Genomic DNA, 13,712 nt, shown 5'->3' with positions numbered 1-13,712 from the left:
GCATCTTCAAAATTTTTATTGCGTTGGTTTTTGCAGCTCCATCCGCACCACTCATTCACGTTTGCTGAAACCTACATTTATGGCCACTAAAAAACGTTCTGCACCCCCGCGTTCTAATTCATCCTCCAAATTAAGTGCAGGCTTGCTTCCCTGGATGGGGATAGCAGGACTCGTGATTCTGATCGATCAATTAACCAAAGTTACCATCACGCGCATGTTCAGTTACGGCGAATCACACCCCGTGACTGCATTCTTTAATCTGGTATTAGTTTATAACCCGGGGGCGGCCTTTAGTTTCCTGGGTTCTGCATCCGGATGGCAACGCTATTTTTTTACCGGGGTCGGTATTGCCGCGGCGATTTTCATTGTTTTTCTGCTTAAACGCCACGCCGGACAACGCATGTTTTGTGCGGCGCTGGCGCTAATACTCGGTGGCGCGTTGGGTAATGTTACCGACCGTATCGCCTATGGTCATGTTATCGATTTTCTGGATATCTATATCGGTCGCTGGCATTGGCCCGCGTTTAATATCGCCGATAGCGCGATTTGCATAGGCGCGGTATTGTTCGTAATAGATGAGCTGCGTCGCGTCAACAAATAATCAGCCTGTTGATCAATCAGGCGTTCAACTGCAGCTTATTTTTCTGATGTTCTACCCCGGGAGTAATGATGGATCTCGCTGGTAAAAAAATTGTTCTCGGTCTGACCGGAGGCATTGCCTGCTATAAAGCGGCAGAATTCACGCGTGCGTTAATCAAAGCAGGTGCATCTGTACAAGTTGTGATGACGCACGGTGCACAGCAATTTATCACGCCAATTACGATGCAGGGCTTATCAGGACAACCGGTTTTTACGGATCAATGGGACGCACGTATCGGCAATAACATGCCGCATATTGACCTGACGCGCGGCGCTGATGCCATTGTGATTGCGCCCTGCTCGACCGATTTCATGGCGAAGCTGGCGCACGGCGTGTGCGATGACTTGTTATCAACGCTGTGCGTCGCGCGACAAGCGCAACTCCCGCTGATGATTGCTCCGGCAATGAACGTAGAAATGTGGCAGAACCCCGCTACCCGGCGGAATACCCGGCAACTATTAGCAGACGGCATTCAATTGCTGGGGCCAGCCGCAGGAGAACAAGCCTGTGGCGAAATCGGATTAGGTCGGATGCTGGAGGTGGACCAGTTGTTAGCAGAAGTCATTGCCTCATTTCAGCCCAAGGTGCTAAAAGGCAAGCGCTTGCTACTCACCGCCGGACCAACATTTGAAGCTATCGATCCGGTGCGTGGGATCACCAACCTTTCATCCGGCAAAATGGGCTACGCGATCGCCCGTGCCGCGCATGAAGCAGGGGCCGACGTCACCCTGATTTCCGGACCAACTGCGCTGCCCACACCCCATGGCGTGCACCGGTTAAATGTCCTCAGTGCGCAACAAATGTATGACGCAGTACTGTCGCATGTGCCGGGTCAGGATATTTTTGTGGCCGTAGCGGCGGTCGCGGATTGGTATGTCGCAAATGCGAGTGATCAAAAACTCAAGAAGAATGCAGACGGCAGCACCCCTGAATTGGTGTTTGCTCAAAATCCGGATATCCTGGCGACGGTCGCTGCTCTTTCTTTGCCAGACCGACCTTACTGCGTGGGCTTTGCCGCAGAATCCGAAAATCTGCTTGAATACGCCGAGGCAAAACGCCAGCGGAAAAATGTGCCACTACTTGTTGGCAATATCGGTCACGATACATTTGGAAAAGACGAGAACCAACTTGTCTTGTTTGACGTCAAAGGTCATAGCAGTTTTCCGCGGGCGAACAAACTGCAGCTTGCACGTCAGCTCATTGCCGAAATTGCGATACGGCTCGGTGCAGGCCTCGCTTGAATATCGTGCGTGCCATTGTAGAAGCGAAATGGAGAGAAATTTAGCGGCTGACTAACGGTATCTACCGTACGCGTTGCCGCTAAACGGTCATTTTTAATCTTTTGGTACGTTGGTCGATAATTTGACTCACCTTTTTCAAAAAATTTAGCTGAACAATCCCTATATGAAAACAATCGACGTAAAAATTCTTGATCCACGTATGCAGGATCAATTACCCCATTATGCAACCGAAGGAAGTGCTGGCCTGGATTTGCGCGCGTGCCTTGATGCGCCGATAACGATCAAGCCGGGTGAAACACACTTAATACCCACAGGTCTCGCCATTCATATTGCTGATCCTGCTTACGCTGCGATGATTTTGCCGCGCAGCGGATTAGGTCACAAACACGGTATCGTTCTGGGTAATCTGGTCGGTCTGATCGATTCCGATTACCAAGGCCAATTGATGGTATCAACCTGGAATCGCGGTGACACGGAATTCGTCCTTAATCCGATGGAACGTCTGGCCCAACTCATCGTGGTACCGGTCATGCGGGTTAATTTTAATATCGTTGCTGATTTCGACAGCAGTGAACGCGGCACCGGTGGTTTCGGTAGTACAGGGAAACACTGATGGAGAAATCTATGAAAGCAACGCCTCAGCCATGGTTAGCTTTAAAACGATCTGCCATCGTATTACCACTCGTCCTGCTGGCAGCCTGCGCGACGCAAGAGCCGAATCAAACGTCAACAACAGCCCCTACGGTTCGTAAAATTCAGCCTGCCTTACCACCGATCAAGGCCCCAACCAATCCCCAACAAACTGAACTGCGTGCCATCGTCACTCAGCAGGATCGGTTATACGCAGTTGCAGCGCCGTTATTGGTTAATAATGCCGATCTATGTCGCAACAACGCCCGTAATTTGCTCGGCTTTACCGCAAAGACCAAATTCTCCTATTCGACCGAATTCATTGAAGCAGCCCAGGTTTCGTTAGGCTTATCCGATCAACTGCAGGTCACTGGTGTCCTGGCAGGCAGCGGAGCTGCACAGGCTGGCATCAAGCCCGGCGATGTTCTCGCCACAATCGAAGGCAAGCCGGTCCCCCCCGGCCCGAATGCGGAGCGACTTGCCGCGCTGATGTTGGGGCCGTTGGTAAGCCGGAGCCCTGCAATCAATTTGGGACTGATCAGAAATGGGCGAAACGTCAATCTTAACGTCCCATTGACCCGTGCCTGTGCATTTGGGGTCGAGCTCGGAAACACGGATAACGTCAATAGCTATGCTGATGGACGGCGTGTGCTGATTACTTCGGGGATGGTCAAATTCGCCCAAAATGACGATGAACTGGCCTATGTCATTGCCCGTGAGATGGCGCATAACTCCTTGATGCACGTCGTCAGACAGCGAATGACGGCCACCATGAGCGGCATTATCGACAATTTGGTACGCCTGCGTCCGGACACCAGTTCATTGAGTGGCGCGGCGGGAGTCAAACCCTATACGCAACAATTGGACGTCGCCGCCGACAAACTGGCGCTTTACATGGTCGCACGCGCTGGATATAAGGTCGATAATGCTTCAGCATTTTGGCAACGTCTGGCAAATCAATATCCAGTTAATGTTCCCAACGGCCACACCGCGATCCATCCCGCCACTTCTGCACGGTTGGATATGATCCAAAAAACGATTGCAGAGATCGACGCCAAGCAAGCCGCCGGCGCGGCCTTGACACCTTAACGGTGTGGCGAGACAGCGCCACCATTTTTTGGTGCGCTGTCTTTCGATAGTGACTTAAACATACAACACGGTTGCATTTTCTAGCAACAAAAAGCCCGAATCACAAAAGTGAATTCGGGCTTTTTGGTTTTTTGAGGCAAAATCAGCGCACCTCGCGCTCGCCTTTATTCCACTTCTACTGTCTCCTGCGGAGTCGCTGGCTTGGCTTGGTTCTTTGTAGGAAACTCAAGTTTGATCTGATCTTTCTCGTCCAGATCGACCGTGACCCGACCACCCGAAACTAACTTACCAAACAATAGCTCGTCGGCAAGCGCCTTTCGGATCATGTCCTGAATCAACCGTGACATCGGTCTCGCACCCATGAGTGGATCAAAACCTTTGCGCGCCAGGAATTTGCGTAAATTCTCAGAAAAGACCGCTTCCACCTTTTTCTCGTGCAGTTGTTCTTCCAGCTGCATCAAGAATTTGTCGACCACTCGGAGAATGACGTCTTCGTCGAGCGCACGGAAACTGATAATCGAGTCTATCCGGTTGCGGAACTCAGGCGTAAACATCCGCTTAATATCCACCATTTCATCACCGGCTTCCTTCTTCTCGGTGAATCCAATCGTGCGCTTCTGCAAACTTTCGGCACCCGCATTAGTGGTCATAATGATGATCACATTACGGAAATCCGCCTTGCGGCCGTTGTTATCCGTCAGCGTTCCATGGTCCATTACTTGCAGCAGAATATTGAAAATGTCCGGATGAGCTTTTTCGATTTCATCCAACAGCAACACGGCATGCGGCTTTTTAGTCACCGCTTCGGTCAACAAGCCGCCTTGATCGAACCCGACATAACCTGGCGGCGCACCGATCAAACGGCTCACAGCATGACGCTCCATGTATTCGGACATATCGAAGCGGATTAACTCAATCCCCATGATGAAGGCAAGTTGCTTTGCCACTTCGGTTTTGCCGACCCCGGTTGGCCCGGAAAACAAGAATGAGCCAATTGGACGATCAGTCTTGCCAAGTCCGGCACGTGCCATTTTAATTGCAGACGCCAACGCATCAATCGCCGGATCCTGACCGAATACGACATTCCGCAAATCGCGATCTATCGTCTTCAGTTTGCTACGGTCGTCCTGATTAACCGTTTGCGGCGGAATGCGGGCAATCTTGGAGATAATGTCTTCAATCTCGGTTTTACCAATTGTTTTCTTTTGCTTCGATTTCGGCAATACGCGTTGCGCAGCGCCTGCTTCATCGATAACGTCAATGGCTTTATCGGGCAGATGACGGTCATTGATAAATCGGGCGGCCAGTTCAGCCGCCGTCGTCAGCGCAATCGCAGAGTATTTAACGCCATGGTGCTCTTCGAAACGTGATTTCAAACCGCGTAAAATTTGCACGGTTTCTTCGACCGTCGGCTCGTTCACATCGATTTTCTGGAACCGGCGCGATAACGCATGATCCTTTTCAAATACACCACGGAATTCAGTATAGGTCGTCGCACCGATACATTTTAACTGGCCGCTCGAAAGCGCTGGTTTCAATAGATTGGACGCATCCAAGGTACCACCCGACGCCGAACCCGCGCCAATAATAGTGTGAATTTCATCGATGAATAAAATGCCGTGTTCACTATCCTTCAACTGCTTGAGGACCGCCTTCAAACGTTGCTCGAAGTCGCCGCGGTACTTGGTTCCCGCCAGCAAAGCACCCATATCCAATGAGTAGACAATCGCGTTGCTCAAAATCTCAGGGACATCGCCTTGCGTGATTCTCCATGCCAGACCTTCTGCGATGGCCGTTTTACCAACGCCAGCTTCGCCAACCAACAACGGATTATTTTTACGACGACGGCATAAAGTCTGAATGACACGCTCAACTTCAAACTCACGTCCGATCAACGGATCGATCTTGCCTTCCTGCGCCAATTTATTCAGGTTCTGCGTGAACTGATCCAGGGGACTTTCTTTTTGCTGACCCTCGGCCTGAACTTCTTCCACACTCTCCGGAGATTTTTGGCCGTCGCCGACCTGGTCCTTGCGGACACCGTGTGAAATAAAGTTCACCACGTCGAGACGTGTCACGCCCTGCTGATGAAGATAATAAACAGCGTGCGAATCTTTCTCGCCAAAGATTGCTACCAGCACGTTAGCGCCGGTGACTTCTTTCTTGCCGTTTGATGCAGACTGAACGTGCATAATCGCACGCTGAATCACGCGTTGGAAACCGAGGGTTGGTTGCGTATCAACCTCACCCGAACCAGGCACCGTCGGCGTATTATCGCCAATAAAGATCGTTAAGGTTTTGCGCAAATCCTCAATATTGCCAGCACACGCCCGTAATACTTCAGCTGCTGAAGGATTATCCAACAGTGCCAAAAGGAGATGCTCAACGGTAATGAATTCGTGCCGTGCTTGTCGAGCCTCAACAAACGCCATGTGCAAACTTACTTCCAGTTCCTGCGCAATCATGCTTCCTCCATCACGCATTGCAGGGGATGTCCTGCTTTTCGCGCGTGCGTTAATACTAATTCGACCTTTGTCGACGCGATGTCTTTCGAAAACACTCCACACATACCTTTACCTTCGCGATGCACCTTAAGCATAATTTGCGTCGCGGTCTCTCGGTCTTTGCTGAAGTATTCCTGAATCACCGCTACGACAAATTCCATTGGTGTGAAATCATCATTCAACAAAAATACCTGATACATAGGAGGCGGCTTGAGCTTTTGCTCCTGTCGCGTCGCTACCGTTCCGTCTTCGTGCTTGGTTGCCATGCGTCTATTCTAAAACGTTCATACGAATACGCAGCAAAAACGCTGCAAAGATGATGCTTTGTAGTTTGAAATAAACGCTCAATTAAATCTACATTTAATTTAATAGTACGCGCTTTCTTCTTGTAGTGCAGATGACGTTACAACGATGGAATTCAAGAGCACATTCCGGAAGAAACAGAAGAAACTGCACAAGGTGGCATCAACAATTTCAAGAAAAATAGCTTGACTTATTTTTTTCCATAAAGAAGAATAAAGTCAATTAACGGGGGCATTTATCGTTAATAGAAGTGAGCAGGTGTTTCAAGAGGTATAAGGCCTCTTGCTTTTACGGCTCGTATGATCGGTCATTATTTGAAAGACTATTTATGGCAACAGGTACAGTCAAGTGGTTCAACGACTCTAAAGGCTTCGGGTTTATCACCCCCGACGATGGCGGCGAGGATTTGTTCGCACACTTTTCCGCAATCCAGATGAACGGCTTTAAGACCCTCAAAGAGGGCCAAAAAGTGAAGTTCGAAGTTACGGAAGGCCCGAAAGGCAAGCAAGCTTCCAATATTCAGGCGCCTGAATAAGGCCACGAACAAGCTATAGCAAAAACCCGCCGCGGCGGGTTTTTTACGTATCACGTAAAAAAATGCGCAAGTTTACGTGAAAATGGCCAGAACGCTGTTCCGGCCACGTAGTTTTATCTTAATTTAAAAGACTTACATATTTTCAATTAACACTTCGCCAAATCCGGAACATGAAACTTGCGTCGCTCCCTCCATCAGACGGGCAAAATCATACGTCACTCTTTTGGAGGAAATCGATTTTTGCATCGCGGTGATGATCAAATCGGCCGCTTCGATCCAACCCATGTGGCGCAACATCATTTCAGCCGACAAAATGAGGGAACCCGGATTCACATAATCTTTACCGGCATATTTTGGCGCTGTTCCGTGAGTTGCTTCAAACATTGCCACGGAATCCGACAAGTTGGCACCCGGTGCAATACCAATACCACCCACTTGTGCGGCCAGGGCGTCAGAAATGTAGTCGCCGTTCAAGTTAAGGGTCGCAATAACGCTGTATTCGTTTGGACGTAGCAATATCTGTTGCAAAAATGCATCAGCGATGGAATCCTTAATGATGATATCCCGACCACTCTTAGGATTCTTGAATTTTGCCCAAGGGCCACCGTCAATCAATTCGGCACCAAACTCTTTTTGCGCTAGCGCATAGGCCCAGTCACGGAAGCCACCTTCCGTAAATTTCATGATATTACCTTTGTGGACGATGGTCACAGAAGGTTTGTCATTGTCGATTGCGTATTGAATTGCCTTACGGACCAGACGTTCGGTCCCTTCGCGTGACACCGGTTTAATTCCGATGCCTGAAGTTTGGGGAAAGCGAATCTTTTTTACGCCCATTTCATTGATCAGGAAGTCGATCAGTTTTTTCGCGCCGTCGCTACCTTCTTGCCACTCAATTCCGGCGTAGATGTCTTCCGAATTCTCACGGAAGATTACCATATCTGTTTTTTCCGGCTCACGCACGGGCGACGGGACGCCTTTGAAATAACGCACCGGACGAAGGCACACATACAAATCCAGTTCCTGGCGCAAGGCGACGTTCAACGAGCGAATGCCGCCGCCAACCGGGGTAGTCAAAGGACCTTTTATGGAGACGACGTAATCCTTGATCGCTGCCAGAGTTTCTGCCGGTAACCAGACATCCGGACCATACACGTTGGTTGATTTCTCACCGGCGTAGACTTCCATCCAACTGATCTTACGCTTTCCACCATAGGCATTGGCGACTGCCGCATCCACCACTTTAATCATGACCGGGCTGATATCCGCACCGGTTCCGTCACCTTCGATAAAAGGAATGATTGGGTTATCCGGGACATCAAGCGAATAGTCAGCATTAACGCTGATTTTTTTACCTTCAGCAGGCACTTTAATATGTTGGGACATTCAATATCTCCGAAGATGAAGCGGGAAAATGGCGCAGGATGTTGGTCCGTTATTCCGGCCCAGTCCTATGCTTAGTATGTGACTTGGCGTAACGTTTGGCTGAAGACCCATTGTTATGTATCAGGCCTCACTAAGTCTTACATAAGTCCTACCTAAGTCTTATATAAGACATAAGACAACGATTTTATATTATGCACTAGTATTTTATTAGAAGCTATGTTTTTGAGGTACTCCACTCTGTTGACATATAATTCAGGATTGCGAAGAAGTGCCAGGACCCAGCTGCCACGCGGCTTAGCGGTCTCTCGGCAAACAGGTTTTGCTTCGAACGCACCTCACAAATTATAGGTCCACAGGCCCTAAGTATGCCTCTTATTCTATTCAATAAACCTTTTCAGGTGATGTGCCAGTTTTCATCCCATCCCACGCGTGAAACGCTCGCCGACTATCTCGCCATTCCCAACATCTACCCGGCAGGAAGGCTAGATGCGGATAGTGAGGGATTACTATTATTAACCAACGACGGAAAATTACAGCATCACATCAGTCACCCCGCGTTTAAGCAACCAAAAACCTACCTGGCTCAGGTAGAAGGTTCTCCTGATAGTGGCGCACTGGAGCGATTAAGCAGCGGGCTTGATCTCGGCGACTTTACGACCCAACCTTGTGAAGTACGCCAGATTGCCCCTCCGGATTGGCTTTGGCCCCGTATCCCAGCCATTCGCGAGCGCGCGGACAAGCCTACAAGTTGGCTAGCACTTACCATCACCGAAGGAAAAAATCGTCAGGTCAGGCGCATGACGGCTGCCGTTAACTTGCCAACCCTGCGCCTTGTCCGAATCGCCATAGGACAAGTTTCGCTGGAGAGCCATCCATTGTGGCCTGGCGAGTTTCGTGAAATCGACCCATCGGAGTTAACACGTCGATAAGATGTTTGATGGGATAGTCCCTTTTAAGGGATCATGCTCATGCGGCTTTTTAGTCTGCATTTGAAATATTATTTTATTTTATTTAAAAAAAACGTCAACCATAAGGCCAGTACCTCGTTAATTGCAGTGATTCAAATGAATCATCGATGCAATTACTGATTAAATCAAAAGGATTCTAAAATGTCTAAACTGATCGCTGTTTTGGTAGCTGGCCTGTTTGCAACTTCTGTTTTTGCTGCTGATGCTGCCGCTCCGGCTGCTGCTCCTGCTGCCGCTGCTCCAGCCGCTTCAGCTCCTGCTGCAACAAAAGTAGCAAAGAAACACAAAAAAGCACCGAAGAAAGCTAAAGCAAAAGCTGCTGCCGCTGATGCAGCTCCTGCTGCTGATGCTCCTGCTAAGTAATTCAGGCGTCAGTTTCAAAAAAGACAGGCATTGCCTGTCTTTTTTTATTTCCGCCAACTGTGCCATATCAAGCGTTAGCCTCCCCCATCTAAGCCACAACCTTCTCGCATGCCGGTATCAAGCCGCTGCCCCCCTCCCAAAGCATCCGTCTGTATAATTCCTCGATAAAACATAAAAGGACTTTACCAACATGAGAAGACTTCGCGCATCTGTCGCTGTCATGGCGCTAACACTGTTAGCAGGCACTGTGGGCATCATTCCCGTTGTCTCAGCACAGCAAACCGAACAGTTTCCAATCACCACGCTGAATGCCGGGGTGTATGTGATTCACGCTGAAGTGGCAACAACAGAGGCCCAGCGCGAGCAAGGCCTTATGTTTCGCAAGCAATTAGCCCCTAATGCGGGCATGGTATTTTTGTTCGATGCTCCTGCGGCCGCTTGCATGTGGATGAAAAACACGCTGATTCCGTTATCCGTGGCTTTCTTGGATCCGAACGGTGTCATCATCAATATAGAAGAAATGAAAGCCCAGACGCTCGACTCACATTGCCCGGATAGAGCAGCACTCTATGCGCTAGAAATGAATCCCGGGTGGTTCAAGCAAAAGAATTTAAAACCAGGCAGTGTCATTACTGGTCTGCCGCAAGCGCAGCGTTGAGGTAGCAATTTCAAAATTGCAGCACCTGCCGTATCTATACCGTTTGCAGCGGCAGGGCTTTTAATAGATGCAATGTTGAATGTTGGCCCGGTAATCGCATTAACTGGCCCTGGGACGGCGTAAAGTTCCGGTTGGTGTGCAGAGCAGAAACTGAATAACTGTGCTGCACGCAGCGCGTCCGACCACTTCAACAGCATAAAAATGTAGCGAAAATACAAAAAATCTCTGTATCGCGTTAGCTCTACAGAGATTTTTTTACACGTAAAACACATCAGCAAGCATTTACGTCGGATTAACCGACGAAATGCGTATTACGCTGCCAGTGCTTTCAGAGCTGCGTTCAAACGGCTCTTATGACGTGCAGCTTTATTTTTGTGAATGATTTTCTTGTCTGCAATACGGTCGATAGTCGACACAGATTTTTGCAGAACCAGAGTTGCAGCTTCTTTATCGCCACCGGCGATTGCTTTACGAGCAGCTTTGATGGCTGTACGCAGAGTTGAGCGCTGGCTAGAATTGTGCAGGTTTTGAGCGACTGCTTGACGAGCACGCTTACGTGCTTGTGCGGTATTTGCCATTTATATATCCTAAATCGAGGTCGGGAATGCTTACGCGGCAAAACAAACCAGACCGCGACGCAGAATTCTGTAAAGCCACGGATTATAACGACTTTTTCAACAATGAGCAAATCAATCTTGGCCGAACTTTGTGATAGCACCCTGCTTTGGTCTGGCGAACACCATAACCGATGAACAGCGCAATGGTTATAACAACTGGCGCCCGTAACGTTGTCTTACCGATAGTGAAAGTTCCAATCAGCAACCCCAGCGAAACGGAACAACTGAAAGAGCTTGTTACAAAGCTGGGAACGAACAACATGAGCGGCTATAATGCGGCTCCATGAACCTGCATAAAACGCTTGCCACCGTCTCTGGCATGACGATGTTGTCGCGTGTCGCGGGATTGATTCGCGAAATCTTATTCGCGTCTACATTTGGCGCCTCAGCTTTCACTGACGCTTTCAATATCGCCTTTCGCATTCCTAATTTATTGCGCCGTCTATTTGCAGAGGGCGCCTTTTCTCAGGCTTTTGTTCCAATTCTGGGAGAGTACAAAAATAAGAAAGGACAAGAGGCCACCAAACATTTGGTCGACCACGTGGCCGTTGTGATGACGTGGGTGATGATCCTTACCTGTATCGTCGGCATCCTGGCCTCGCCGTTGCTTATTTATTTTATGGCAACCGGCCTGAAAAATGATCCTGCTGCGTTTAACGCTTCGGTCGTGATGACCCGGATTATGTTTCCGTACATCGGTTTTATGTCATTTGTCGCGTTGGCCGGTGGAATTTTAAATACGTGGCATGAGTTTAAGATTCCAGCCCTTACGTCGGTGTTATTGAATTTAGCTTTCATCGTGGCATCCCTTTTCGTGGCCCCACATATGGCGCAGCCGGTCTATGCGATGGCTTTTGCGGTACTGGTTGGCGGTGTCCTGCAGGTTGCGATTCAGGTTCCCGCGCTACGCAAAATCGGCATGATGCCGCGCATGATGGGCAATCCGCTGGTCGGACTGCGCGATAGCGGAGTGAGACGCGTGCTGAAGAAAATGGGACCGGCCGTCTTCGCGGTCTCGGCAGCGCAGATCAGCCTGATGATCAATACCAATATTGCGTCGCGTCTCGAGCACGGAAGTGTCTCCTGGTTATCTTATGGCGACCGATTGATGGAGTTTCCAACGGCCTTACTCGGAGTGGCACTCGGCACCATTTTGCTGCCGAGTCTTTCCAAAGCGAATGCAAACGCCGATCATCGTGAATACTCCTCATTATTGGATTGGGGCTTGCGGTTGACCTTCTTGCTGGCGCTTCCTTCGGCCGTTGGACTGGCAACGTTATCGATTCCTCTGACAGCCACCTTGTTCCATCACGGTAAGTTCGACGCTATTTCGGTCGCGATGACAAGCAGGATTCTCATTGCTTACGGGGTCGGTCTGATTGGTTTAATTGTCGTAAAAATTTTGGCACCCGGCTTTTACGCCAAGCAAGATATAAAAACACCGGTCAAAATTGCATTCGCCGTACTCATCACCACGCAGTTACTTAACTCTGTATTTGTTCCAATTTTTGCCGTTGCCGGACTGGCGTTATCCATTAGTTTTGGGGCCTGCATGAACGCGGGGCTGTTGCTCTGGAGCTTGATGCGGCGAGGTATTTACAAACCTGAAAAAGGTTGGATCGTGTATTTTGTGCGTCTGGTCGGCGCACTTTGCCTGATGGCAGCAGTCGCGCTATGGAGCGCTGAGCGGTTTGACTGGGTCGGACCCCATACCAGTTCGCTCGCGCGCGTCGGCGCTCTCCTGGCGGTGCTAGTGGCTTGTGGCATTACTTATTTTGGGGCACTACTCGCGATGGGATTTCGGTTCCAGGACTTCAAACGGACCTCGCACTAATCGATAAGCTGAACTACATTGAAGATTATTTGGTAGCATAGTTAACATGATTTCTTCTCTAAACTACTTTACAACTCTGGTGCAAGAGGCCAACAACGTGCCGCTGTTTGAAGCGGCACTTGTTATCGCACAAGATGCGCATCCAGCGATGGATTTGGGCGCGCCGCAGCTCGCAATGGATAGATTTTCCAATACCCTGAAGCAACGCATTCATGCCGACGCTTCTCAGATAAAAAAGCTGCAGTTGTTGAATCATTTCTTTTTTCAAGAGCTGGGGTTCGCGGGCAACGTGAACAATTATTATGACCCGGACAACAGCTATCTGCACTGTGTCATTAATACACGACGCGGCATTCCCATTTCGCTAGCGATCGTCTACATGGAGTTAGCGCATCAGATAGGATTGCCGGTATCGGGAATTTCATTTCCCGGCCACTTTTTGATTAAACTAACGGTGTCCTCAGGTGATATTGTGATTGACCCGTTAAATGGCGCCAGCCTGTCGCACGAGCAGTTGGAAGAACGGCTGGAGCCATATTTACGGACGTCGCCATCCCAGGGCAGAGAGAAGAAGATATCACTCCATGCATATTTACAAAATGCCCATCCGCATGAAATCCTGGCCCGTCTCCTGCGCAATCTTAAAATAATATTCACCCAAGCACAGCAATGGGAGCGATTGCTAAAGTTGCAGCAACGCTTACTCATATTGCTTCCGAACGATCCAATTGAATTGCGTGACCGCGGTTCGGCGTATGCGCATCTGGATTGTCCACAAGCGGCTTTGGATGATATTGAAAATTATTTAACGCAACGCCCTCACGCGCAAGATGCCATCGCACTGCGCGCTCAAGCGCATGAACTACGAAAAGCTTGTAAAAGGCTGAATTAACTTACGAAAGCAACATCCATATAGTCCAACGGCGAGCATGCCTGGTTTCAGG

The 13,712-nt window shown here is 49.4% G+C and carries 14 protein-coding genes; 10 read left to right on the top strand and 4 right to left on the bottom strand.

What is annotated here, in order from left to right:
* The first annotated feature begins 79 nt into the window (after nucleotides 1–79).
* The 4 genes from lspA to JQN73_RS14545 all read left to right on the top strand — a co-directional run bounded on the left by lspA (nucleotide 80) and on the right by JQN73_RS14545 (nucleotide 3,600).
* Nucleotides 80–601 carry a signal peptidase II gene (lspA, locus tag JQN73_RS14560; RefSeq protein WP_205319584.1) on the top strand — a complete coding sequence of 174 codons (522 nt, stop codon included), beginning with the start codon at nucleotides 80–82 and terminating at the stop codon, nucleotides 599–601.
* A gap of 68 nt (nucleotides 602–669) precedes the next feature.
* The gene (gene coaBC, locus JQN73_RS14555; RefSeq protein WP_205323379.1) at nucleotides 670–1,881 is read left to right on the top strand and encodes a bifunctional phosphopantothenoylcysteine decarboxylase/phosphopantothenate--cysteine ligase CoaBC; all 1,212 of its coding nucleotides are present in this window, start codon (nucleotides 670–672) and stop codon (nucleotides 1,879–1,881) included.
* A gap of 163 nt (nucleotides 1,882–2,044) precedes the next feature.
* Entirely contained in the window at nucleotides 2,045–2,494 is a 450-nt protein-coding gene (gene dut / locus JQN73_RS14550; protein WP_205319583.1) for a dUTP diphosphatase, read from the top strand.
* Nucleotides 2,495–2,505: 11 nt separating this feature from the next.
* The gene (locus JQN73_RS14545; RefSeq protein ID WP_240162275.1) at nucleotides 2,506–3,600 is read left to right on the top strand and encodes a M48 family metalloprotease; all 1,095 of its coding nucleotides are present in this window, start codon (nucleotides 2,506–2,508) and stop codon (nucleotides 3,598–3,600) included.
* Between the two features lie 164 nt (nucleotides 3,601–3,764).
* Here JQN73_RS14545 and clpA read toward each other — a convergent pair whose 3' ends face one another.
* Nucleotides 3,765–6,065: an ATP-dependent Clp protease ATP-binding subunit ClpA gene (gene clpA / locus JQN73_RS14540; protein ID WP_205319581.1), complete on the bottom strand. Its 2,301-nt coding sequence runs from the start codon at nucleotides 6,063–6,065 to the stop codon at nucleotides 3,765–3,767.
* Nucleotides 6,062–6,370 (bottom strand): ATP-dependent Clp protease adapter ClpS, encoded by a 309-nt coding sequence (clpS, locus tag JQN73_RS14535; protein WP_205319580.1) that lies wholly within the window; start codon nucleotides 6,368–6,370, stop codon nucleotides 6,062–6,064. Before clpS ends, clpA begins: the two co-directional genes overlap by 4 nt.
* A 365-nt stretch (nucleotides 6,371–6,735) precedes the next feature.
* Here clpS and JQN73_RS14530 point away from each other — a divergent pair, with 365 nt between their 5' ends.
* Entirely contained in the window at nucleotides 6,736–6,942 is a 207-nt protein-coding gene (locus tag JQN73_RS14530; RefSeq protein ID WP_205319579.1) for a cold-shock protein, read from the top strand.
* A 132-nt stretch (nucleotides 6,943–7,074) separates the two neighbouring features.
* Here JQN73_RS14530 and icd read toward each other — a convergent pair whose 3' ends face one another.
* Nucleotides 7,075–8,328 (bottom strand): NADP-dependent isocitrate dehydrogenase, encoded by a 1,254-nt coding sequence (gene icd / locus JQN73_RS14525; RefSeq protein ID WP_205319578.1) that lies wholly within the window; start codon nucleotides 8,326–8,328, stop codon nucleotides 7,075–7,077.
* Between the two features lie 365 nt (nucleotides 8,329–8,693).
* Here icd and JQN73_RS14520 point away from each other — a divergent pair, with 365 nt between their 5' ends.
* The 3 genes from JQN73_RS14520 (at nucleotide 8,694) to JQN73_RS14510 (ending at nucleotide 10,317) form a co-directional block, all read left to right on the top strand.
* Nucleotides 8,694–9,257, top strand: a complete 564-nt coding sequence (locus JQN73_RS14520) for a pseudouridine synthase (RefSeq protein ID WP_205319577.1) — start codon at nucleotides 8,694–8,696, stop codon at nucleotides 9,255–9,257.
* 180 nt (nucleotides 9,258–9,437) lie between these two features.
* Complete coding sequence (locus tag JQN73_RS14515; protein ID WP_205319576.1) at nucleotides 9,438–9,659, top strand: hypothetical protein; 222 nt, start codon at nucleotides 9,438–9,440, stop codon at nucleotides 9,657–9,659.
* 190 nt (nucleotides 9,660–9,849) lie between these two features.
* On the top strand, nucleotides 9,850–10,317 hold the full coding sequence (locus JQN73_RS14510) for a DUF192 domain-containing protein (protein WP_205319575.1): 468 nt from the start codon (nucleotides 9,850–9,852) through the stop codon (nucleotides 10,315–10,317).
* A gap of 311 nt (nucleotides 10,318–10,628) precedes the next feature.
* Here the strand turns inward: JQN73_RS14510 and rpsT are convergent, their stop codons facing one another.
* Nucleotides 10,629–10,895, bottom strand: a complete 267-nt coding sequence (rpsT, locus tag JQN73_RS14505) for a 30S ribosomal protein S20 (protein WP_205319574.1) — start codon at nucleotides 10,893–10,895, stop codon at nucleotides 10,629–10,631.
* Between the two features lie 322 nt (nucleotides 10,896–11,217).
* Between rpsT and murJ the strand changes: the two genes are divergently transcribed.
* Both murJ and JQN73_RS14495 read left to right on the top strand, forming a co-directional pair.
* Nucleotides 11,218–12,768, top strand: a complete 1,551-nt coding sequence (gene murJ, locus JQN73_RS14500; RefSeq protein ID WP_205319573.1) for a murein biosynthesis integral membrane protein MurJ — start codon at nucleotides 11,218–11,220, stop codon at nucleotides 12,766–12,768.
* A 46-nt stretch (nucleotides 12,769–12,814) separates the two neighbouring features.
* Nucleotides 12,815–13,660, top strand: coding sequence for a SirB1 family protein (locus tag JQN73_RS14495; protein WP_205319572.1), 846 nt, complete (start codon nucleotides 12,815–12,817; stop codon nucleotides 13,658–13,660).
* Nucleotides 13,661–13,712: the final 52 nt, after the last annotated feature.

The organism is Glaciimonas sp. PAMC28666, from assembly GCF_016917355.1.
In the GTDB taxonomy this organism is placed as follows: domain Bacteria; phylum Pseudomonadota; class Gammaproteobacteria; order Burkholderiales; family Burkholderiaceae_D; genus Glaciimonas.
The sequence above is the reverse complement of the archived record's forward strand: the minus strand, read 5'-3'. Positions and strand labels throughout refer to the sequence as shown.